Source organism: Proteus sp. G2675, assembly GCF_963886535.1.
Classification (GTDB): Bacteria; Pseudomonadota; Gammaproteobacteria; order Enterobacterales; family Enterobacteriaceae; genus Proteus; species Proteus mirabilis.
Window position 1 is genome coordinate 382,776 of sequence record NZ_CAWPCB010000035.1, and the last position, 23,708, is coordinate 406,483.

Consider the following 23,708-nt stretch of genomic DNA (forward strand, 5'->3'; position numbering starts at 1 on the left):
ATAAAAGCGAATAAAGAATTGGATATAGACCATGAACAAACTTCGTATTGTGCTTTTCTTACCTCTTTTTGGCTTAGCTTTAACTTCTTTTCATTCTCACGCAGCAACAGTTAATGCGATGTTCTCGTGGGAATCTGCTGATTATGATACATCGAATAACTATTCTGGTTATCGTGTTGATTTTAATATTAATCCAGACAAATCGAACTGGTATTTTGACGTCGGTTTTCGTCAGCGTGAACATGACAATAAAAATCGTTATCAGCGTTATGATTTACAAGGTAGTTATCGTTTTAAATTAAATAATGGTTGGATACAACCAGGATTAAAAATACGTCAAGATTTAACTAACTATGATAATGGTAGCCGTTTAACTATCGACTTTTATGAATCAAAAACAAATTATCAATTTCCTATTAATAAAGACTGGGTTTTAACCGGTAGTGTTTTGTTTGGATTACAAAAAAAAGAGGACAAACGAAGTAATGGCGTCACTAATACGGATTATTTAGGTTGGGAAATTGAACCCGGTATTCGCTACTTTATCACCCCGAATCTCAATACAACAGTGGCTTATTTTGATGGTGGAAAACAAGCAATAAGACATGAAGAGTATGATACAAAAGAAACAAATCACAACCAGCAATTACGTATGTATGTAAACTGGACGACACCTATCGGTGTTATTATTTCTCCCTCAATGCGTAAGTCTATTTTTGGAAAAATAGAAGACAGAACAAATAAAGGTGAATATATCGATAAAGATATGACTCGTTATACCTTACAAATGGCTTACCAAATATCTCCTCAATGGCGTGTTATGACAGAATATTATAATGAGCGTGTTGAGAATAAAAATAACGGCAGCAAGTCAACTCAAGATTATTTTAAAGTATCAGTAAGAGCAACTTTCTAATAATTAAAACCATATAATAGTCATAAGGTTATATCTCATGAAAAATAAAAATTTGTTATTTTTAAGTGCTGCTGTCCTTTCAGCTATATATGGCTCAGCCGTAGCGTCTGATTGCGATAGTACTTTAAACATTTGTGAAACCGTAAACATTAATAATGGCGATACAGCGCAAATAAATAAAGATGTTAATGTATCACAAGGTGACGGTGTAGTATTTAATGGCTCATCAACAGAATATAAAGCTCAAGCAATTACAAAAAATATTACTGTTACTGGTAATGGAGCAAATGCAATTAAAATAAATCAGGGAGCTACTTTTAGTAGTAATATTAATTTAAATGGCGCTAACGTTACTAGTGAAAATGGTACAGCAATATTAGTTGAAGGTAACTTTCCTAAACGAGGAACAGGTGTTTATATCCGAGATGGTGCTATTATCAGAGGAAAAACCGCAGCGATTGATTTTAGCACTTTAAAAACAGGCTTTAGAAGTGATGTTAATGGCGAGATCCACGGTGATATTTTAGGGAATAATCATGTGGATACCAAAATCAATTTTGCTTATCAGGGAGGAGCACAAAATGCATTATTTGACGGCTATAAAATTACCGGTGTTCCTTTAATTGAAAACCATGGCAATTTAACTATCCAAGGTAAAGATAAAACCATTCAATGGGAAGGTAACTTCATGAATAAGGAAAATAGCCAGCTTATTTTCCGCCTTGATGATAATACCAATACTGATGAAACTATCTTACATGTTACCGGCGATGTCACCTTTAAAAAAGGTAGCCAAGCAAAACTTGATTTTAAAGGCACCAGTGTTGATAACATCATTAATAAAGATATTGTATTAATTGCTTCAGACTCGGCAATTAAAGATGAAGCGGGCATTACAGTGACTGATGCAAATGCCATAGCGCCAGATATTTCACCTTTATTAGAAAAAACAGATTCATGGTTAGAAACGACACCACCAAATATTAGCGGTGGTGTCAGTGGTAATCAATTAATTGCGCGTTATGGTATTAGCTACGAAGGGGGGGATAATTTTATTAGCGCTGCTGAACGTGGCAATGTCACAGAGAATGGATTAGCAGCAGCTAAATTTATTATTCCAACAGTATTAAATGAATTTAATAATACACGTAGCCAGATTTCAGATGAAGCATTAAGTTTATTAGTCGCCGCTGGTAATAATGATAATAATATTGCTGCACTATCAAATGATCTGGCGCCCATTGCTGACGGTAGTGATATTCAAGCAGGATTAATCATGGTTGAAGATATGCGCAACAATATTGCTCATCGCTACTTACGCTATGATAATCAGCTCCCCATTGAAGAAAGAGAAATAGGTTGGAATAGCTGGGCAAATATTCTGTACGGTTATGGTACGCAAAGTCAACAAGGTGGAATTAACGGCTACAATACTTATCGCACTGGTATTCAAATCGGTACTGATTATGAAATAAATCAAGATGCGCTAATTGGCGTTTCTTTAGCATATAACTACGCTAAAGCCGATGCTAAACAACGTAATGCAAGCAAAGAAATTAGCCATTTTGAATTTATGCCTTATGCCGGTTGGTATAGTGATACATTATTCTTAAACGGTAATTTAAATATTGGTTATTACACTGTCGATAGTGAGAGGGATATCGGTGGTAATACGGGATGGCAAGGAAATACCAAAGCAAAAGGTGACTACTCTGGTGTGCAATTAGGCTATCAGATTAACGCTGGCACCTATTTGGATTTTGATTTTATCCATATTAAACCGATGCTAACTTACCAATATCAATGGCTCAATATTGATTCTTGGGAAGAAACAGGCTCTACATTATCTATGCGTACTTATGGCCAACGCTACGCAGTTAATCAATTAGGTGGCTCTGTTGCTTTATGGAATGACTACCAAACCTCTTATGGCAAATTAACCCCTTCTCTTAACCTTCGTTATATCAAAGATATTGCAGGTAATAACGATATTAATCAACGCCACAGCCTTACCTATTTTAATACTGGAGGAAGCACCTTCGATATTAAAGGAAATACCGTTGGTGGTGACATCATTAGTGCTGAATTAGGTGCAAACCTTGATATTACCCAATCGTTAAATTTAGGTACAACAATGGGATATCAGCGTTATGACAAATTCAATGAAGGGCGTATCGGCTTTACTGTTAGCCAGCGTTTCTAAGGAGAAAATATAATGCCGATATTTCGTTTTACTGCGCTTGCAATGACATTGGGGTTATTATCAACCCCCTATCATGTTATTGCTGCCACCAGCAATCCTGCATTTGATCCCAATCATCTTATGCAATCAGAAATCTATCATTTTGCACAAAGTGATCCATTAGCTGATTTTTCATCAGATAAAAATTCAACACTAACTTTATCTGATAAACGTAGCATTATGGGAAACCAATCCCTTTTATGGCAATGGAAAGGTGGCAGTAGTTTTACTTTACATAAAAAGCTTATAGTTCCCACAGATAAAGAAGCCTCTAAAGCATGGGGACGCGCTTCTACACCTGTTTTATCATTTTGGCTTTACAACGAAAAACCTATTGATGGTTATCTCACTGTTGATTTAGGGGAAAAGCTCAATGCCACCAGCGAAGCCCAAGCTGGCTTTAAAGTAAAACTAAATTTCACTGGCTGGCGTGCTATTGGTATCTCTTTAAATAACGATCTTGAAAATCGTGAGATGACTTTAAATGCAACAAATACATCATCCGATGGTACTCAAGATAGTATTGGTCGCTCTTTAGGTGCAAATGTCGACAGCATTCGTTTTAAAGCCCCTTCTAATATCAATCAGGGTGAAATCTATATCGACCGTATTATGTTTTCTATTGATGACGCCCGTTACCAATGGTCTGATTATCAAATAAAAACACGATTATCAGAGCCGGAAATTGAATTTCACACTGTACAACCTCAATTACCTGTAACACCAGAAAATTTAGCTGCGATAGATCTTATTCGCCAACGTCTTATCAATGAATTTGTTGGTGGTGAAAAAGAGACGAATCTTGCTTTAGAAGAGAATATCAGCAAGCTAAAAACGGATTTTGAGGCACTGAATATTCGCCCTCTTTCGGATGGAGGAATGCAAGGTCGACATCTTATCACCGATAAACAAACTATCATCTATCAGCCAGAACAGCTTAATTCTCAAGACAAGCAACTTTTTGATAATTACGTCATTCTTGGTAACTACACCACATTAATGTTTAATATTAGCCGTGCTTATGTGCTCGAAAAAGATCCAACACAAAAAGAACAGCTAAAACAGATGTACCTCTTGATGACCAAGCATCTATTAGATCAAGGATTTGTCAAAGGTAGTGCCCTAGTAACCACTCACCACTGGGGATATAGTTCACGTTGGTGGTATATCTCTACATTATTAATGGCTGATGCACTAAAAGAAGCTAATCTACAGACAGATGTCTATGATTCTCTACTTTGGTATTCACGAGAATTTAAAAGTAGTTTTGATATGAAAGTTGGCGCAAATAGCTCTGATTTAGACTATTTTAATACCTTATCTCGTCAACATTTAGCGCTATTATTACTTGAACCCGATGATCAAAAACGTATTAACTTAGTCAATTCTTTTAGTCATTATATCACTGGTGCCTTAACTCAAGTACCACCGGGGAGTAAAGACGGTTTGCGTCCTGATGGTACGGCATGGCGACATGAAGGTAATTATCCCGGCTACTCTTTCCCAGCATTTAAAAATGCCTCACAGCTGATTTATTTATTACGAGAAACACCTTTTGCTGTAGGTGAAAGTGGCTGGAATAACCTAAAAAAGGCAATGATTTCAGCATGGATCTATAGTAATCCTGAAGTTGGCTTACCTTTAGCGGGAAGACACCCCTTTAACTCACCTTCCCTACAATCTATAGCACAAGGTTACTATTGGCTCGCGATGTCTGCCCAACCAGCGCCAGATAAACAGTTAGCATCTATTTATTTAGCAATTAGTGGTAAATCGCGAAATGAATCTCCCACTATTTTTGGTGAAGAGATAACGCCAGCGTCCCTTCCTCAAGGGTTCTATGCCTTTAACGGTGGTGCCTTTGGTATTCACCGTTGGCAAGACAAAATGGTGACATTAAAAGCCTATAATACCAATGTATGGTCATCTGAAATTTACAATAAAGATAACCGTTATGGCCGTTATCAAAGTCATGGTGTTGCTCAAATCGTTCGCAATGGATCTCAACTTTCACAAGGCTATCAGCAAGAAGGCTGGGATTGGAATAGAATGCCTGGCGCCACAACCATTCATCTTCCGCTTAAAGAACTTGATAGCCCTAACCCACACACCTTGATGCAACGAGGTGAGCGAGGATTTAGCGGCACATCAGCCCTTGAAGGAAAATATGGCATGATGGCGTTTGATCTTCTTTATCCCGCTAATCTTGCGCGTTTTGATGCTAACTTTACCGCTAAAAAAACCGTCTTAGCGGCGGATAACCATTTAATTTTTGTCGGTAGCAATATTAATAGCAGCGATAAAGATCACCCTGTGGAAACAACGTTATTCCAACATGCTATTACGCCTGAGTTAAACACTATTTGGATTAATGGCCAAAAAATAGAAGGTTTTCCTTATCAAACTACGCTAAAACAAGGAGATTGGATAATCGATAGTAATGGTAACGGTTATTTAATTACTCAAGCAGAAAAAGTGAATGTCAGCCGCCAACACCAGACTTCGGCTGAAAATAAAAATCGTCAACCCACGCAAGGAAATTTTAGCTCCGCATGGATCGACCACGGTATTCAACCCAAAGATCATAGTTATGAGTACATGGTTTTCTTAGATGCAACACCGGAAAAAATGGCGCAATTAGCCGAGAAATTCCGTGCTAACAATGGGTTATACCAAGTTATTCGTAAAGATAACGATGTACATATTATTTACGATAAACTCAGTCAAATAACAGGTTATGCATTTTATCAACCAGCAGTCATTGACGATAAATGGATCAAAAAAGTCGATAAGCCGTCCATCGTTATGACACATCAGGAAGGAAATATACTGACGGTGAGTGCTGTAACACCTGATTTAAATATGACTCGCCAAAAAGCGGCAACCCCCGTCACCATTAATGTGACAGTGAAAGGGAAATGGCAACCCACAGCTCAAGACAGTGAGGTAAAATATAACGTTTCTGGGGATAATACCGAACTTATTTTCACCAGTTACTTTGGCATTCCACAAGAAATTAAACTCTCTCCTCTCTCTTGATTAAACCTTTAAAGGAGCGCATTCGCGTTCCTTTTTTATTTTGCAGGAAATCTGATTATGCTAATAAAAAATTCTTTAGCTTATGCGATTACACTAAGTTTCTGCTTATCCTTACCCGCACAAGCATTACCTTCTCTTTCTCATGAACCTTTTGGCGATCTTTATCTTTTTGAAGATGAAATGCCAAATACCTTGAGCACCTCAAATGACCATCAGCTATCACTAAGTAAAGAGCATGCTAAAGATGGCGTACAGTCACTCAAATGGCAGTATCAACCCCAATCAACATTAACACTTAATAATGAAGTTAATTATCAAGATGATAAAAATACAGCAACACCACTCACTTTTATGATGTGGATTTACAATGAAAAACCACAGTCAACGCCCCTTACATTACAATTTAAACAAAATAATCAAGTAGCATTAAGTTTTAAAACGGAACTGAATTTCACAGGTTGGCGAGGTATTGCAGTTCCTTTTCGTGATATGAAAGGCTCAGCAACAGGCAAATTAGATAAATTAGTCATTACTGCACCAGATCAAGCAGGTACGCTTTTTTTTGATCAAATAATTATGAGCGTACCTTTAGATAATCGTTGGCCTATTCCTGACTATCAAATTCCATATGTTAATAATGCAGTAAATACAATGGTGAGTAAAAATTGGAGTGCATTATTGATGTACGATCAAATGTTCACAGCGCATTATCCTACATTAAATTTTGCGACTGAGTTTCGCGATGATCAGCCTGAAGTGGCATCTATTTATCAACGTTTTGAATACTATCAAGGTGTCAGTCGTGATAAAAAAATCACCGCTGAAATGATCGACAAAAATTTAGCATTATGGAAAAAATTAGCCTTAGAACAACATGCTGATGGCTCAATAACCGCAAAAGCCCTTGATCATCCTAATCGCCAGAATTTTATCAAAGTCGAGGGGGTCTTTAGTGAAGAAACCCAAAAAGCATTACTTGATGCCAACATGCTAAGAGATGTAGGCAAAACGCTTCTTCAAACAGCGATTTACTTGCGTAGTCACTCCTTATCAGCAATCGATAGAAAAAAATTAGAAACGCTCTATTTATTAGGCACTCGTTACGTTCTTGAACAAGGTTTCACACGGGGGAGTGGTTACCAAATTATTACTCACGTAGGTTATCAAACAAGAGAGCTTTTTGATGCATGGTTTATTGGTCGCCATATTCTAGCAAAACATAATCTGTTAGCACCGACACAACAAGCCATGATGTGGTATAACGCAACAGGGCGCATATTTGAAAAAGATAATGAAATCGTTGATGCAAATGTCGATATTCTCAATACCCAATTACAGTGGATGATAAAAAGTTTATTGATGTTGCCAGATTATCAACAGCGCCAACAAGCCTTAGCACAATTGCAAAGTTGGCTAAACAAAACCATTCTTAGTTCTAAAGGTGTCGCCGGTGGCTTTAAATCTGATGGCTCTATTTTTCACCATTCACAACATTATCCAGCTTATGCCAAAGATGCATTTGGTGGCTTAGCGCCTAGTGTTTATGCCTTAAGTTATTCCCCTTTTCGTCTTTCATCACCAGCACATGCACGCTTAAAAGATGTATTATTAAAAATGCGTATCTATACCAAAGAAACACAAATTCCTCTGGTATTAAGTGGCAGACATCCTACGGGGTTACATAAAATAAGTATTGATCCCTTCAAATGGATGGCTCTTGCAGGTACGCCCGATGGTAAACAAGAGCTAGATACTACATTAGCAGCCGCTTATGCAAAATTAGCAAACAAAGATAGCTTTGAAGGTATTAAAGCAGAAAATGAACCGGTAGGTGCATGGGCAATGAATTATGCTTCAATGGCAATCCAGCGTAGAGCATCAATAACAGCGCCACAGCAAAGCTGGCTTGCTATCGCTCGTGGTTTTAGTCGTTATTTAGTGGGTAATGAAAGTTATGAGAATAACAACCGTTATGGTCGTTACTTGCAATATGGGCAACTTGAAATTATTCCTGCGGATTTAACTAAATCTGGTTTTAGTCATGCAGGTTGGGATTGGAATCGATATCCAGGAACGACTACGATCCACCTTCCTTATGATGAACTAGAAGCAAAACTAAGCCAATTGCCAAGTGCAGGCATAGAAGAAATGTTGCTTTCAACACAACGTTATTCTGGTGCCAATACACTAAATAATAACAGTATGTTTGCCATGAAATTACATGGTCACAGTAAATATCAACAACAAAGTCTAAGAGCGAATAAATCCTATTTCTTATTTGATAATAGAGTGATCGCATTAGGCTCTGGTATTGAAAATAATGATAAACAACATACAACAGAAACGACACTGTTCCAGTTTGCTGTTCCTAAGTTACAATCAATTATAATTAATGGTAAAAAAGTGAACCAACTTGGTACTCAATTAACCTTAAATAATGCCGATACATTAATTGATCCGGCGGGTAACTTGTATAAATTAGCTAAAGGGCAAACGGTAGAATTTAGTTATCAAAAACAATACTCTGTTGATGACAGAAATTCACAGCAAACAGAACAATTGTTTGCAACAGCCGTTATCTCTCACGGTAAAGCCCCTAAAAATGCAAATTATGAATATGCAATAGCCATAGAAGCACAAGATAATAAAGCGCCTGAATACACCGTATTGCAGCATAATAATCAACTTCATGCAGTAAAAGATAAAATCACGCAAGAAGAGGGATATGCTTTTTTTAATGCCACCGAAGTCAATTCATCTCAAGCTTTATTATTATCAAGTGATTCCCCCACTATGGTAATGGTAAAAAAACAAAAACAACAATTAACGCTAAGTATTGTTAATCCTGATTTAAATTTATATCAGGGTATTGAAGCTGACCAAATTGATAATAAGGGTAACCAGGTTGAAGTGAGTGTTTATTCTCGCCAATGGCTTACAGCCGATCCTCAACCAATAAGTAGTACAGTTACTGTAAAAGGGATTTGGAAATTAGCCACACCACAATTAGGTGTTAATATTAGATATCAAAATAGTAATACGCTAATTACAACAACGACTATACAAGCAATACCAATAACAGTTTATTTAATTAAGTAAAAGTCGTAACTTTTAAATTAAAGAGTCTCGATATAAAACATCGAGACTCTTTTTATTTATAAATCAATTTAGCGAATCAATTATTTTATTTAAATAATAAGAAATCATATCTTCATTTATTATTGATAATAAATCTGTTGTCTCATTTTAATAATTTGTTATGCTCTGCGCCGGGTGCTTGGATCAATCTGGTTCAAGCATTATGCCAATACCAGAAAGAGAAAAGCCCCGGAAAATATACAGTATATTAACCGAGGCGGACTCAAACATAGACAATTTGATTCTGCCTCCATTCTTATCGGAGCGCAAGAGGAAATGAAAAAATATTCTTTAATCGGGCTAATAATGGTCGCCATGATAACACCGAGCAATCTATTATTAGAGCAGAAGCCTGTTGTTTATTCCCCGCTAATAAGGAGTATTTAATGGTTCAGGTTAATACTTCACTAATTGAGTATTAATCTTGTGGGGGAGTTATCCCCCACAATTTCCTAATTCGATTGTTGTGTTTTAATCTAAGCACCCTAATTTATAAGAAGAGGTAACAAATTAATGTTACCTCTTCTTTTATTTATAACTCAACTTAGCGAATCAATTATTTTATTTAAATAATAAGAAATCATATCTTCATTTATTATTGATAATAAATCTGTTGTCTCATTTTAATAATTTGTTATGCTCTGCGCCGGGTGCTTGGATCAATCTGGTTCAAGCATTATGCCAATACCAGAAAGAGAAAAGCCCCGGAAAATATACAGTATATTAACCGAGGCGGACTCAAAACCAAACAGTTTGATTCTGCCTCCATTTTTATCGGAGCGCAAGAGGAAATGAAAAAGTCGACTTTTATTTTAGCCAATATATTAGTTAGAAACAAATTAAAAGGAATAGGTATTAAATTACCAATTATTAATATAAAGAGCTAATTATTTAACGTCATTTTTAATACTTCACTACCCGCTAATAAGTATGCTCCAGCGCCATAATCCATATTATGCTCAAATTTTACCTCTCGCGGATTAAATGCCGGAAGTTGTACCCAACCAATCATGCCATTATCATGAATACAGGATTGTAATGCTGACCACGCTCTATGTAATGCGGGAAAATATTCTTCTTTATTTAATTCACCCTGATTTATTCCCCATGCAAGTCCATAACAAAAAAGCGCGGTAGCTGAACTTTCAGGTGCAGGGAAATTATCAGGATCTAATAAACTGGTGCGCCAAAAACCATCTTCATGTTGGTAATCTAGGATAGAACGCGCTAATTGTTTAAACAGTGTTATATAACGATCGCGCTCATGATAATCATCAGGCATATATTGAAGAATGCGAGGAATAGAAGCCAAAACCCAACCAATACCGCGACTCCAAAATACTTTTTCACCATTAGCTTCACGCATTTCATTTCCCTGACCATCAGGAATATAGCGGTGATCGCGGAAAATAAGTCCAGTTTCAGCATCACGTAAATGTTCAATAGCATCCCAATAAGCGGTATGCATATAATCCAAATAACGTCGTTCGCTAATAATTTCAGCCAAAGCAGCAAAACCAGGAGGTGCCATAAAAAGTGCATCGCACCACCACCAGTCTTCACGCCCTGGTTTTGGATCATTTAGCATGATATCAAACGCTTTAATCGTCGGTTCAAGAATTTCAGATTGTTCAAACAAAGGACTTATCGCCAAATAAGCTTGAGCGCAAACATGATCATCCGCAAAACGTGCATTAGGACCTGTTCTAAATCCAGTATGTAAGGTGTAATTTAACACACCATTAAGGTACTCTTTATCTTGTGTCGCTTGCCATGCCGCACTTACACAGGTCCATAAAACACCGCGTTCCCAATCTGTATCTTTAATAAAACGAGTTTTACCACTACGGCGACGAACACTACGAACTTGATGAGCCGATTGATAACGATAAACCCGTTTCATATTTTGTAACACGAGATCTCTTTGTAAAGCCTCTGTATTAGCGTGTTCCATCCTAGTTCTCCATAAGATTATCGAGCTAACCAACCACCATCAACCGCAATGGTATATCCATTGATATAATCACTAGCTTTAGAGGCTAAAAATATGGCAGGACCTGCGACATCTTCAGGTGTTCCCCAACGCCCCGCAGGAATACGCTCTAAAATAGCAGCATTACGCGCTTCATCAGCACGAAGTGCAGCGGTGTTATCGGTTGCCATATAGCCAGGAGCAATTGCATTTACATTAATATTATATTGTGATAATTCCGTCGCTAATGCTCGTGTTAATCCCATTACCGCGGATTTACTTGCCGTATAAGAAGGAACTCGGATACCTCCTTGATAAGAAAGCATTGACGCGATGTTGATTATCTTGCCACCTTCGCCTTGTTTGACAAACTGGCGAGCCACTTTTTGCGATAAGAAAAACAGTGTCTTTTGGTTAATATTAATCACATCATCCCAATCTTTTTCACTAAATTGCAAAAGATCTTCACGGCGAATAATACCGGCATTATTCACTAAAATATCAATACGTCCCATCACCTTAACAGCCTCATCCACTAAAGCATCTAATCCATCTTGTTGGATTAAATTTTGCGTGATGTAATGAAAACGACGGCCTAACGCTTCGACTTTTTGACGCGTTTCAGGAGCATCTTGAATACCCACGCCAACAATATCCGCACCGGCTTGTGCTAAACCTATTGCCATTCCTTGCCCTAAGCCTGTATTACACCCAGTAACAATGGCAACTTTGCCTGTTAAATCAAATAAATTCATGATTAAAACCTCTAGAAGTGTGGCAATAATTGCCACACTTTTTTTTGTAGGAATAAAGAATAAAATGTAATTAATTATCTGTTATTTCAGATCTTTCATAGCAACATGATCCATATCGTGGAATACCTGGTTTTCACCCACCATTCCCCAAATAAAGGTATAAGATGCGCTTCCTACGCCAGAATGAATTGACCAACTAGGACTAATGACAGCTTGTTCGTTGCGTACCACTAAATGACGAGTTTCAGTTGGCTCTCCCATATAATGGAAAACCACATTGTCATCTTTCATATCGAAATAAAGATATACTTCCATACGACGTTCATGAGTATGACATGGCATTGTGTTCCACAAGCTACCCGGCTCAAGCACTGTCATCCCCATGGATAATTGACATGTTGGTAACACTGAAGGATGTAAAAACTTATAAATCGTACGAACGTTACAATTTTCTGCATTACCTAACTTTTCAGGTGAGGCCTGCTGTTGAGTAATTTTGCGAGTAGGATAGGTGTGATGTGCTGGTGCACAGTTAATATAAAAACGCGCCGGTGTCTCTACAGAATCACTGGTGAATTCAACAGATTTGGCTCCCATACCAATATAAATGGCTTCACGAGGGCCAATTTCAAATACCTCACCGTCTATAATAACTTTACCCGCACCACCAATATTAATAGCACCTAATTCACGTCTTTCTAAGAAGAAATCAACACCAAGTGCTTTACCCGCCATTAATGCTAAAGGTTGAGTTGTTGGGACAACTCCCCCAACAATAATCCGATCTATATGGCTATAAGTGAGATTCATTTCCCCTTCACAGAATAGGTTCTCAATCAGGAACTCTTTACGAAGTCCTTCTGTATCAAGCCTTTTAGCATGTTCACTATGAATTGGCTGACGAATTTCCATTATAAATACCTCATTTTTACTGATGGGAGCATAACGAAAAGGTTATGCATTATCCCCGGATACAGAGTAAATATGATTTCCTCTGATGAATGTATCGGTAAGATGAAAACACTCATCCACCACGGCAAAGCTGGCTTGTTGACCTGCTTTGATATAACCCAATTTATCCCCTATGCCGAGATACTCAGCGGGGATCGCCGATGCCATTTGAACCGCTTCCCACTCAGGAATATGTGCAAGTTGCACCATGTTTCTTAACGCACTATCAAGACTGCAAGTGCTGCCAGCTAGCGACCCATCGGCAGTTTTTGCCTGTCCATTGGTGACGGTGACCGTTTGAGCACCTAATGTGTAATCACCATCAGCTAAACCTCCCGCCCGCATACAATCTGTAATTAGGGCAATCTGTTGATACCCTTTCATGCGATATGCCAGCTGCATCATTACAGGGTGAACATGGATACCATCAGCAATAAGTTCAGCTAATACGCTGTGATATAACACTGCACCACAACATCCCGGCTCACGGTGATGAAGCCCGGTCATGCCGTTATACAGATGCACACCACAATCAGCACCGTGTGAAAAAGCTCGTGAAGCTTGTTCATAAGTTGCTGCTGTATGTGCCACACTTGGTTTAATTCCTCGGCTGACCAACCAATCAATCGCATTCATCGCACCTTCAGCTTCAGGTGCAACAGCAACACGCAATAGCGATCCCCCAGCACTGTCGAGTAATGTTTCTAATTCACAGATGGTCGGCGCTTTGAGATATTTCACAGGGTGTGAACCACGATGGCGTTCTGTAAAATAAGGGCCTTCTAAAAAGCTACCGAGTAACAACGCACCTGTTGCTTGAGGTTTTGATACAAACTCACGGACTTGTAATAGCGCATGACGGATATCCTCCATCGGTGCTGTGACAGTCGTTGCAACCCAAGCCACAACCCCTGTTTTAACTAGCGCATCGGCTATAGTTTGTAGCCCTTGTTGCGTTGCATCCATCACATCAGCCCCTTCACGACCATGAATATGGATATCCACAAAACCGGGTAATAATGATTTTCCTTTTAAGCGAATAACTGGGCAATCTGTTGGTGCTTGTGTGGTGATTGATTCAATATTTTCACCATTAACATGGACATAGCAGAGATAACGGATACCTTCAGGTGTAAAGGTTCTATCTGCTAAAATGGCATATCGCTGATTCATAAGCCGTCTTCTTCTTCAACATCATGACTATCTATTTGTGCCAATTGCTCTCGAATATCTTGAATGCTGTCTTGACCAATTTCGCGTAGCGTTTGCACCAATTCCGTCGTTGAACACCCTTCCCGTTCAAATGCCGCATTAACAATCATGGGTAAATTAACCCCAGCTAACACCTCAACAGAGGGATTTTGCATCATGATTGCCATTGCGCGATTACAGGGGGTACCACCAGGTAAATCTGTTAAGAAGAGATATTGCTGGCATGACATAGCGTTAATCGCTTCACGCATTTTTTGTTCAAGCTCATCCGGAGAAATTGACTCAATAAAATCAATAAACGCGATATTTTCTTGCTCACCAGCAATCGCCTTTACAGCGGATGCCATACCTGTAGCAAAATTAAGATGTCCTGAGACAATAAGACCTATCATGAGTAACTCCTTGCGAGTAGCAGATAGTTCTACTACCCGTTTGTAGCAAGTTAATAATGTATTTCGATTAACAGTGTCGACAATTAGGGCATCTCTTTTTTATAAGAATCCTAATACATGCCCAATAACGCCAAATGCTAGGGTTGAAAAAATCAATACCGGTGGCTTACCCCAAAAACCGGTACTTTTCACCATTTTGTACATTAAGAAAACTAAGCACAGTGGCAGTAAATTCGGCATAATTTTGTCGAAGAGGGCTGTTTGTAATTCAACGACTTTTCCACCAAGTTCCAGCGAGGCGGTGGTTTGCACTTTGATAAAGGTCGCCGAGAGCGCACCAATCACAAAGATCCCCATAATATTTGCCGCTTTCGCTAATTTTTCAGTGGCATCGCTCATATTGACCATTGCCGCAGTACCTGCGCGATAGCCCATAAACATCAGTCCGAAATACACTAAAAAATGCACAATTTGATACAAGAAGAAGAAAACGAAAGGTCCTGCAATCGAGCCTTCCATTGCAATAGAAGCACCTAATGCTAAGGTCAAAGGCATTAAGGTCATATGGTCGATAGCATCGCCAATACCCCCAGTCGGCCCCATTCCTGCCACTTTCATCACATTAACAGTCGATGGCTTTTCTTTGTTCTCTTCCATTGCCACCGCCGTTCCTAATAAAAAGGTAAACAGCTTTGGACTGGCATTAAAAAATTGCAGATGGTTTTTCAACGATGTTGCATAATCGCGTTTATTATTGCCGTGAATTTTCTTCAATGCTGGAATAATTGAGAAAGCAAATCCACCACCTTGCATACGTTCAAAGTTGAAGTTACCTTCCATAAATAAGCCACGGAATGCACACTTCCAAAGTATGCCTTTAGTAATAACTTTTCTGACAGCAGTATCTTGATACTCATCAATGCCATCAATCAAAGAACCTGTTTCTGGTTTATCCTGCGTTTTCAATGCGGTGCTGTTATCAGATACCATCTTCGAAATCCTCATTCTGCTGACTTGAATTTTTATTGTTACCACTAAAGAAGAAGTAGAGTGCGGCGGCTGATGCGCCTAAAATAGCGACGGCCATAATTGGGAGTTTGAGATAGGTTGTCATCACGAAACCAATAAAGAACACACCGGCCACTTCTTTTGACCACATAATTTTTAGAAGCATTGCAAAACCAATTGCGGGTACCATTTTCGCCCCAATACCTAATCCTTCTAATAAGACTTTTGGCGTGTTCTCATCAATCCATTGAGCAGCATGTTCACCAAAATAAACAGTAACAAAAGCGACTAAAGCATAAAGGAGTGAACGGACAATAAGTGTAATAATCAGCAAGCGAGAGATCCCCGCCCCGTCAGCCTTTTCTGCATATCGATCCGCTTTACCCATGGTAAATGCAGTCATAGCAAAGAAACCAATCACCAACATCTGCATTAAAACAGCAATAGGCATACCTATTCCCATTGCAACTTCCGGTGATTGTTTTGTCATTACCGCAAAAGCAACTGCTGCAATGGTGCCTAAAGTCACATCTGGTGGCTGAGCTCCGGCATTAGGTACAAGCCCTAACCATGCAAGTTCTAAGGTAGCACCTGCAATTAATCCTACTTGCATATCTCCCATAATCAGGCCGACAACGGGCCCTGTAATTAATGGTCGATGGATATTTAATGCCACGTCGTACTTATCGATACCGCAAAAGAAGGCCCATAAAGCCACTAAAGAAGCTTCAAAAATCATAAATTATCCTCAAACCTGCCTATAGCAGGTTTTCTTGATCAGGAAATAATCAGGCTGATGCGAGTGTTAGTACATCAACAGGAGTTTGATCTGGTGTGTTTTGGACTGTGCAAGTAACCCCTTTTTCGATAAGACGCTTAAAAGCACTAAGATCTTTTTCATCGATAGAGACTGTTTTCGCAATTTGACGTTTACCTTCATGAAAATGCATATTGCCAACATTACAATGAGTAATAGGCACGCCACCTTCAACTAAACGGGCTACATCAGTTGGGTTATTACACAGAACAAAAATTTTCTGACGAGGAGATGCTTTGCTAATAACATCAATAGTTTTTTGAATAGAGAAAAAGCGAACCGCATATTCGCCGCCAGCAGATGCTTTCATTCCCGCCTGCATAAATGCAGCATTGGGACCTTCAGCAGCATCATCATTAGCGACTAAAATTAGGTTTGCTTCCGTATGTTTACCCCATGTAATGCGGATTTGTCCATGAAGTAAACGTTCATCAATGCGGGTCCAGACAATATTAGGTGTGTTCATAACTAGCTCTCTTATTATATTTTATTAATTTAAAGCAGACTGTGTGTCTTCTGTTTTAAGTGAGAACGGATAAATTGTGACGCCTTGTACAACTCGATTGATTTCTCCGGTTGGAGATGGATTATCAGGCGTATTCCCTAGTGCAATAGAACTGTGAAATGCAAATGATTGCGCCAACATCAAATAAGGGAACAATAGCGCCACATCTGAACAGTTCTCTAACGCTGGAATATAAACAAAACTCTCTGGTGAAAAAGTTTTATCATTTCGTGCGGTGATCGCGATCACCTTGCCTGATGCATTATCGTGAATAACCTCTCGTAATAAATCTGTCTCGTATTGACGTGTATAAGGATCATTAGAGAAAAACATCACCACAAGGGTTTCTTTATTTACGATGGATTTAGGCCCGTGTCGAAAGCCTAATGGGGTATCAAAATTGGCTACGACTTTACCCGCCGTCAGCTCTAACATTTTTAATGCGGCTTCTTGTGCTAGCCCTTGTAATCCTCCGCTACCAAGATAAATAACGCGTTTGAATTTTCCTGCGTATTGATGGCGGATAATTTTATTTGCTTTGTCAAATTGCGCTTTGTAATCACTAAAAAACGGCGCAATAGCATCAGTAAATACACTATCGCCTAAAAAGATAGTGACCGCCGCCATCATCATTGAAGAAAAACTTGATGTCATTGCTAATGAGCGATCGTTTGACTCTTCCGGCATTAATAACGCCAATGCCTTATGACTATTTTGGCAATATTGATAAAGCTGGCCCTGAGGGTTACAGGTTAAAACTAAGTGGTAACATTGCGATAAGCACTTCTTTGCAATATCTAACGCAGCCACACTTTCGGGGCTATTCCCTGAACGAGCAAAAGAAATCAGTAATGTAGGGATATCTTCGGCTAAATATTCTTGAGGATCAGCGACTAAATCCGTTGTGGCAATAGCATCAACACGACGTTTTATAGCTCCCGTCAAAATAGGTGCTAACGCTCTACCGGCAAACGCGGATGTTCCAGCTCCCGTAAGAATTATTCTGCTATTTGATGCCTCCAATGCTTTTTCTAAAAAAGACTCAATATCAGCACGTTTTTCTCGAATTGATAGCCATGTTTTTTTCCAGCACTCTGGTTGCTGGTCAATTTCTTTCGCTGTCCAAAATGCGTTTAACTGCTCAAGTTCAGCGGTTTGATAGCTTAAATATTCCATGGTTTCCCTCAATTAATGGACATTGCACGCATCGGCATAAACCGACAACACATCACGAATTTTCGCAATAACAAATGACTCAGGCGTACCCGCAATTTTCCCCTCTCTAAACTGGGTAAATTGATAAGGCAAATATTGGCTAAGTAAGGGAAGTGGAATAGGCTTAACAGATAAATTATCCATTAATGTGTCAATAGCAGTATTAATCTCGGCATCAGGCCAATAATAACGAATACGATCACTAAAACTATAAACACGAGCAAAGGCGAGTTGACGTTCATCACCGTGATAATATTTTTGCCAAAAATTAGGCTCACGGCACATCAATTGTTCCATTTTTTCACGTAATCGAGAGCACTTTTCAAGAGGAAATAATGTTTCTTCAATGGCGCAAAGAGCATATAAACCTTCACGCATAGCAAATGTTAGCGCCGGCCCAACTTTTAAAATAGCAAAGTGATCATGGACGAGTTGCTGATAAGCTTGATTGGTTTGATAATCTGTAGAGTGAGCTTCAAAAACCAGATGAGAATAGTCATTTACTACTTGGCTTAACGCTTGTGCTTTTTCAGATTGATAATCAATAATACCGGTATGATCAAATTCAACCCCAGGCTGTACAACTAAACCTATAACACGAGTCCAACACTCTCCCACACCAGCGTCATAAAATGCTTGGCGATGGCACGCTAATGTTTTACGGGCAGCATCAGGTGAAGTCACCTCAACGGTATCAAGCTCTTCAGCAGCGCCACCAGGAACGGGGACTTCTGTGCCAACAACATAAACAATATCACTAAAACCAAATGTCTTTTTGGCGGTATTTTCTGCAATAACAGCAAGACGAGCTGCACGCGATGCCACGATTTCATCTGTTAAAGGAATAGGATCATCTGCACAAGACATACTGCAATCAAGATGGATTTTTTTAAATCCCGCGGCAACATAATGTGCAATAAGTACATCCGCATTTGCCATCGCTTCTTCAGCATTAAGATGCTGCCAGCGATTAGGCCCTAAATGGTCACCACCAAGGATAAGCTTTTCGACAGGAAAACCGACATTTTCCGCTTTCTCAATAACATATTGGTAGAAATCAGCGGGAGTCATACCTGTATAACCACCAAACTGATCAACCTGATTAGAGGTGGCTTCAATCAGCAGAAAGGAATCATCGTCCAGCGCTTGTAATAAAGCAGCTTCTATTACTAAAGGGTGGGCAGAACAAACAGAATAAATACCATTCTGTTTGCCTGATTTATGTTGCTGAACAATCTTTTCTAAAGGATGCATGTAAATACTAACTCCATAATCAACACCGGCGGTGTTGCTAATGGAGTTAGCAAATTACGCTGTCTTATCGTCCACGATGATAACGTCGATTTTATGATCTTTCAGTTCCTGAACATACTCATCAGGAATACCTGAATCCGTCACTAACACATCAATATCACCAAACTCTCTGATCATATGACAGCTGCGTTTACCGAATTTCGTAGAATCTGCAACCGCAATAATCGTTTCTGAGATATCACACATTAAACGGTTAAGACTGGCTTCCTGTTCATTGTGAGTAGTGATACCAACACGTAAATCAAATCCGTCAACACCAAGAAAAACCTTATCGAAACGGTAATTTCTTAGACTATTTTCAGCTTGTGAGCCAGAAAAAGACAATGCACTTTTTCGCAATACACCACCTGTCATTAAAACCTCAACACCTGTGGTATTTGCTAACTCCATTGCGACATCCAGACCGTTAGTCATGACGACTACATTTTCGCGCGACTTTAAATGTGTCGCGATTTCGCGTGTAGTTGTCCCCGAGTCAAGAATGACGGTGTCTCCATCCTTTATCAGCGTTGCGGCAGCTTTCCCGATTAATGTTTTAATGCCCGCATTTTGTCCACGTTTTTCATGGATACTCAGTTCAGCAATAAAGCCTGTATTAGGAATTGCTGCGCCATGAGAGCGAACGATATAGCCATTTTTCTCAAGAAAACTTAGATCGCTGCGGATAGTGACACTTGAGACTTTAAATAATTCAGCGAGATCTTCGACTCTGGTTTTGCCCTGTTGGTTAACCATATCGAGGATTTCCATACGCCTCTCAACTGCCGCTTTCACTTTCGTCTCCTTACGAAACCAAAAGATTTACTTTCGATTGATTTCGAATGTAGTTTACTACGCCAAATTTAACCGACAACGCAAAAAAACAAAACTTTTGATCTCTTTCACAAAGTTTCGATTTCACTGTCGATTGCTTACGATTATTTTCGTGTCATGTCAATGATAGCCTTGAGGGCATCAGTTTCCAATAAATAAAATGATATAAGGTAATGTCACTCTTATGATTACACCATATATAGCTATATAAAATGCCATGAAATAGAGTTAATAGCGAAATATTTCACAAAAATCAGATTAAAAATTCAAAATGATTATTTATTTTCGAAAAATAAAAGAGTCATATCGCTCAAATAATCAAAAGAACACGAAATTATCGCCATGAGAACATCGTTAAATTGAAAATTATTGTGTTATATACTTATCAATAAACTTTCATTTACTTTCGATATTCTATATTTGTGATTTTAATCTCTTTTGTTTTGTAAAAATTTACGTAATGTAACAGGATAAAAAATAAACTCAGGAAATAAATAATGGCATCAAATCAACCTGCTTTATTTCATATGATGGCAAAGCCGACAAGCTACCACTGTAATATTAAATGTGAATATTGCTTTTATCTGGAAAAAGAAAATATTTTTCAAGATGAGACAAAAGAAACAGGCCATACAGTGATGCCTGATGGTGTACTTCGTCGTTATATTAAAGACTATATTCAGTCACACAGTGGCGATCAGGTTGATTTTGCTTGGCAAGGTGGTGAACCAACGCTGGCAGGATTAGCTTTCTTTGAGAAAGTGGTCAAATACCAAAAGCAATTTGCTAACGGCAAGACAATTACCAATAGTGTACAAACCAATGCGATTGCCATTAATCGCCAATGGGCACAATTCTTTGCTGATAACCACTTTCTATTAGGCGTTTCAATTGATGGCATTGAAGCCGTTCACGATAAATATCGTATTTCAGTCAATGGTAGCCCAACATTTGAACGCGTAAAACGCGCCATCAATTTACTAAATGAGTATGGTGTTGAATTTAATACATTAACCGTTGTAAATGATCAAAACTGGAATAAAGGAAAAGAGACTTATCAAGCTTTAAAAAATTTAGGTTCAACTTTTTTTCAATTTATTCCCATAGTCGAAGTGGATAGACGTTTCCCACACACTCATGGCGGACATTATGCTCCCGGTCCTAACGCACAATTAGCGGCTTTCTCTGTTCCCGCTGAAGGTTACGGAAAATTTATGACCGATATATTCAATGAATGGATACGCCAAGGTGATGTAGGAAAAATATATATTCGCTTATTTGATAGCTTATTAGGGACATGGATGGGATATCCTGCATCAACATGTATTCAATCTAAAACTTGTGGTCAAGCATTAATTATTGAAGCCAATGGTGATGTTTACTCTTGTGATCACTATGTTTATCCCGCTAATAATTTAGGCAACATACAACTAACAAGTCTTGCACAGCTCGCAACATCAAAAACACAGCAACGCTTTGGTCAAAATAAATACGATAAACAAACCAACCTTTGCAAACAGTGTGAAGTGCAAAGCTTATGTTATGGCGGTTGTCCTAAACATCGCATTATTGCGATAGAAGGCGAAAAATATCGCCACAATTATCTATGTCACTCTTATAAAAAAATATTTCATCACACGGCAATCGGCATGCAATTAATGCGTCAAGCGATAGCTCGTGGAGGCCTTGCCAGTGATGCACTTGGGGCGATGCAAAAAAACTATCTCAAGTGACTCTTATTTTATTTCATTTTATTTATTTTGGAGACAATCTGTGACCTTACCTTTTATTAAAAAAAGCATACTCGCGGGGATCATTGCCACGTCATGTTTAAGCCTTCCAATATCAGCCCATGCTGGTGGCACACCTGAAAAACCGAATGTACTGTTAATCGTAATGGATGATTTAGGCACAGGACAACTTGATTTTGTACTGGATACCTTAGATGTAGATGCATTAGCTCAGCGACCAACACCTCCTCGTTATAAAGGTGATATCAATAAAATGATAGAAGCCGCACGTATTGCGATGCCTAATGTCAGTGATATGGCAGAAAACGGTGCAAAAATGACTAATGCATTTGTAGCTCATCCCGTTTGTGGCCCTTCTCGTGCAGGTATCTTTACAGGACGCTCGCCCGCCAGTTTTGGTACTTACAGCAATGATGATGCCATTTTAGGTATACCCCAAGATATCAAATTGTTACCTTCACTTTTCCAAGAAAATGGCTATGCCACTGCCAGCATTGGTAAATGGCATAATGCAAAAGTTATCCGTAAACCGAAAATAAATGAAAATAAACAAACCCGTGATTATCACGACAATATGATCTCAACCCCTGAAGCGGGTTATGCGCCTCATGAGCGGGGCTTTGATTACGCCTTTAGTTATTATGCATCAGGTGTTGCCTTATGGAATTCGCCTGCATTTTGGCGTAATGGTGTCAATGTTCCTGCTCCAGGTTACACCACCCATCTATTAACGGATGAAACACTAAAATTTATTGATGAACATAAAGATAAACCTTTTTTTATCAATCTTTCTTATAGCGTTCCACACATACCGTTAGAGCAAGCATCTCCTGCTAAGTATATGGATAAATTTGATACAGGGAATGTGGAGGCAGATAAATATTTTGCCGCCTTAAATGCAGCAGATGAAGGTATTGGACAAATCATTGCGAAATTAAAAGAAAATGGTGAGCTAGAAAATACATTAATTTTTTTCTTATCTGATAATGGTGCAGTTAATGAATCCCCCATGCCCATGAATGCCATGGATAGAGGCTTTAAGGGTCAGATGTTTAATGGTGGAGTTAGAGTACCTTTTATTGCTTATCAACCCGGAACTATTCCCGCGGGAACAAAAAGCGATGCGATGATCTCCGCACTTGATATTTTGCCAACCGCGTTACAAGTCGCTGATATTCAAATTCCTGATAGCCTGCAAGTAGAAGGTAAAAACATTATGCCATTGCTTAAAGGTGAAACAACGCGTTCGCCTCATGCTTATCTGTATTGGGCTGGCCCCGGCACTAAGCATTATAGTGAAGAAAACCAAGAGTTTTGGCATGGTTATCACCAATGGATCACCTATCAACGTCAAACGCCTCCAGTAAACCCTAACTTAGAGAAACTGTCTAAAGGTGCTTGGGCAGTGCGTGATGGTGAATGGGCGCTCTATTTTTATGATGATGGTAAAAATCAACCACAGCTTTTTAACGATAACACCGATCCTAGCGAATCAATCGATTTAGCAAAACAAAATCCACAAAAAGTGGCTGAACTAAAAAATGCGTATTACCAGTGGATCAAAGATAAACCTAAACCTGTTATTTGGGGGCAAGATCACTATCAAATACTAGTAGATTCAGCCAAACCTTAAACTCAACTTCCGTTTTGTTTCGCAAGGATGCGTCT

General features: G+C 38.8%; 17 protein-coding genes. 6 read left to right on the forward strand and 11 right to left on the reverse strand.

Annotation, left to right across the window (positions count from 1 at the left end):
- Window positions 1–31: 31 nt before the first annotated feature.
- The 4 genes from AACQ49_RS10865 to AACQ49_RS10880 are packed head-to-tail and all read left to right on the forward strand — an operon-like array spanning window position 32 to window position 9,296.
- Entirely contained in the window at window positions 32–916 is an 885-nt protein-coding gene (locus AACQ49_RS10865; protein ID WP_004244192.1) for an OmpG porin family protein, read from the forward strand.
- 37 nt (window positions 917–953) lie between these two features.
- Window positions 954–3,119, forward strand: coding sequence for an autotransporter family protein (locus AACQ49_RS10870; RefSeq protein ID WP_135091723.1), 2,166 nt, complete (start codon window positions 954–956; stop codon window positions 3,117–3,119).
- Window positions 3,120–3,131: 12 nt separating this feature from the next.
- Window positions 3,132–6,197, forward strand: coding sequence for a chondroitinase family polysaccharide lyase (locus AACQ49_RS10875; protein WP_088207107.1), 3,066 nt, complete (start codon window positions 3,132–3,134; stop codon window positions 6,195–6,197).
- A gap of 57 nt (window positions 6,198–6,254) precedes the next feature.
- Complete coding sequence (locus tag AACQ49_RS10880) at window positions 6,255–9,296, forward strand: chondroitinase family polysaccharide lyase (protein WP_088207106.1); 3,042 nt, start codon at window positions 6,255–6,257, stop codon at window positions 9,294–9,296.
- Window positions 9,297–10,218: 922 nt separating this feature from the next.
- Here the strand turns inward: AACQ49_RS10880 and AACQ49_RS10885 are convergent.
- The 11 genes from AACQ49_RS10885 to agaR all read right to left on the reverse strand — a co-directional run bounded on the left by AACQ49_RS10885 (window position 10,219) and on the right by agaR (window position 20,250).
- On the reverse strand, window positions 10,219–11,289 hold the full coding sequence (locus AACQ49_RS10885; RefSeq protein WP_004244200.1) for a glycoside hydrolase family 88/105 protein: 1,071 nt from the start codon (window positions 11,287–11,289) through the stop codon (window positions 10,219–10,221).
- A gap of 17 nt (window positions 11,290–11,306) precedes the next feature.
- A complete protein-coding gene (kduD, locus tag AACQ49_RS10890) occupies window positions 11,307–12,062 on the reverse strand; it encodes a 2-dehydro-3-deoxy-D-gluconate 5-dehydrogenase KduD (protein WP_004248613.1) in 756 nt (251 codons plus the stop codon).
- A gap of 81 nt (window positions 12,063–12,143) precedes the next feature.
- Entirely contained in the window at window positions 12,144–12,974 is an 831-nt protein-coding gene (kduI, locus tag AACQ49_RS10895; RefSeq protein ID WP_004244203.1) for a 5-dehydro-4-deoxy-D-glucuronate isomerase, read from the reverse strand.
- A gap of 42 nt (window positions 12,975–13,016) precedes the next feature.
- The gene (gene nagA / locus AACQ49_RS10900) at window positions 13,017–14,186 is read right to left on the reverse strand and encodes an N-acetylglucosamine-6-phosphate deacetylase (protein WP_004248614.1); all 1,170 of its coding nucleotides are present in this window, start codon (window positions 14,184–14,186) and stop codon (window positions 13,017–13,019) included.
- Complete coding sequence (agaF, locus tag AACQ49_RS10905; RefSeq protein WP_004244205.1) at window positions 14,183–14,617, reverse strand: PTS galactosamine/N-acetylgalactosamine transporter subunit IIA; 435 nt, start codon at window positions 14,615–14,617, stop codon at window positions 14,183–14,185. Before agaF ends, nagA begins: the two co-directional genes overlap by 4 nt.
- 99 nt (window positions 14,618–14,716) lie before the next feature.
- Window positions 14,717–15,607, reverse strand: coding sequence for a PTS system mannose/fructose/sorbose family transporter subunit IID (locus AACQ49_RS10910; RefSeq protein WP_004244207.1), 891 nt, complete (start codon window positions 15,605–15,607; stop codon window positions 14,717–14,719).
- Entirely contained in the window at window positions 15,597–16,364 is a 768-nt protein-coding gene (gene agaW, locus AACQ49_RS10915; RefSeq protein WP_004244210.1) for a PTS N-acetylgalactosamine transporter subunit IIC, read from the reverse strand. Before agaW ends, AACQ49_RS10910 begins: the two co-directional genes overlap by 11 nt.
- 49 nt (window positions 16,365–16,413) lie before the next feature.
- The gene (agaV, locus tag AACQ49_RS10920; RefSeq protein WP_004244211.1) at window positions 16,414–16,908 is read right to left on the reverse strand and encodes a PTS N-acetylgalactosamine transporter subunit IIB; all 495 of its coding nucleotides are present in this window, start codon (window positions 16,906–16,908) and stop codon (window positions 16,414–16,416) included.
- A gap of 24 nt (window positions 16,909–16,932) precedes the next feature.
- Window positions 16,933–18,123, reverse strand: a complete 1,191-nt coding sequence (locus AACQ49_RS10925; RefSeq protein ID WP_004244212.1) for an SIS domain-containing protein — start codon at window positions 18,121–18,123, stop codon at window positions 16,933–16,935.
- Window positions 18,124–18,135: 12 nt separating this feature from the next.
- Complete coding sequence (kbaZ, locus tag AACQ49_RS10930) at window positions 18,136–19,416, reverse strand: tagatose-bisphosphate aldolase subunit KbaZ (protein WP_004248615.1); 1,281 nt, start codon at window positions 19,414–19,416, stop codon at window positions 18,136–18,138.
- Window positions 19,417–19,470: 54 nt separating this feature from the next.
- Window positions 19,471–20,250: a transcriptional repressor AgaR gene (gene agaR, locus AACQ49_RS10935; protein WP_004244214.1), complete on the reverse strand. Its 780-nt coding sequence runs from the start codon at window positions 20,248–20,250 to the stop codon at window positions 19,471–19,473.
- Window positions 20,251–20,786: 536 nt separating this feature from the next.
- Between agaR and AACQ49_RS10940 the strand changes: the two genes are divergently transcribed.
- Both AACQ49_RS10940 and AACQ49_RS10945 read left to right on the forward strand, forming a co-directional pair.
- Complete coding sequence (locus AACQ49_RS10940; protein WP_004248616.1) at window positions 20,787–22,022, forward strand: anaerobic sulfatase maturase; 1,236 nt, start codon at window positions 20,787–20,789, stop codon at window positions 22,020–22,022.
- A 40-nt stretch (window positions 22,023–22,062) separates the two neighbouring features.
- Complete coding sequence (locus tag AACQ49_RS10945; RefSeq protein WP_004248617.1) at window positions 22,063–23,673, forward strand: sulfatase family protein; 1,611 nt, start codon at window positions 22,063–22,065, stop codon at window positions 23,671–23,673.
- The last annotated feature ends 35 nt before the right edge of the window (window positions 23,674–23,708 follow it).

Excerpts from the sequence above, each read along its gene's own strand:
- kbaZ (WP_004248615.1), bottom strand. The coding sequence starts at position 19,416 with ATGCATCCTTTAGAAAAGATTGTTCAGCAACATAAATCAGGCAAACAG.
- AACQ49_RS10925 (WP_004244212.1), bottom strand. The coding sequence starts at position 18,123 with ATGGAATATTTAAGCTATCAAACCGCTGAACTTGAGCAGTTAAACGCA.
- AACQ49_RS10875 (WP_088207107.1), top strand. The coding sequence starts at position 3,132 with ATGCCGATATTTCGTTTTACTGCGCTTGCAATGACATTGGGGTTATTA.
- kduD (WP_004248613.1), bottom strand. The coding sequence starts at position 12,062 with ATGAATTTATTTGATTTAACAGGCAAAGTTGCCATTGTTACTGGGTGT.
- AACQ49_RS10885 (WP_004244200.1), bottom strand. The coding sequence starts at position 11,289 with ATGGAACACGCTAATACAGAGGCTTTACAAAGAGATCTCGTGTTACAA.
- AACQ49_RS10910 (WP_004244207.1), bottom strand. The coding sequence starts at position 15,607 with ATGGTATCTGATAACAGCACCGCATTGAAAACGCAGGATAAACCAGAA.
- AACQ49_RS10865 (WP_004244192.1), top strand. The coding sequence starts at position 32 with ATGAACAAACTTCGTATTGTGCTTTTCTTACCTCTTTTTGGCTTAGCT.
- agaV (WP_004244211.1), bottom strand. The coding sequence starts at position 16,908 with ATGAACACACCTAATATTGTCTGGACCCGCATTGATGAACGTTTACTT.
- agaW (WP_004244210.1), bottom strand. The coding sequence starts at position 16,364 with ATGATTTTTGAAGCTTCTTTAGTGGCTTTATGGGCCTTCTTTTGCGGT.
- AACQ49_RS10870 (WP_135091723.1), top strand. The coding sequence starts at position 954 with ATGAAAAATAAAAATTTGTTATTTTTAAGTGCTGCTGTCCTTTCAGCT.
- agaF (WP_004244205.1), bottom strand. The coding sequence starts at position 14,617 with ATGATAGGTCTTATTGTCTCAGGACATCTTAATTTTGCTACAGGTATG.
- AACQ49_RS10880 (WP_088207106.1), top strand. The coding sequence starts at position 6,255 with ATGCTAATAAAAAATTCTTTAGCTTATGCGATTACACTAAGTTTCTGC.
- nagA (WP_004248614.1), bottom strand. The coding sequence starts at position 14,186 with ATGAATCAGCGATATGCCATTTTAGCAGATAGAACCTTTACACCTGAA.
- AACQ49_RS10940 (WP_004248616.1), top strand. The coding sequence starts at position 20,787 with ATGGCATCAAATCAACCTGCTTTATTTCATATGATGGCAAAGCCGACA.
- kduI (WP_004244203.1), bottom strand. The coding sequence starts at position 12,974 with ATGGAAATTCGTCAGCCAATTCATAGTGAACATGCTAAAAGGCTTGAT.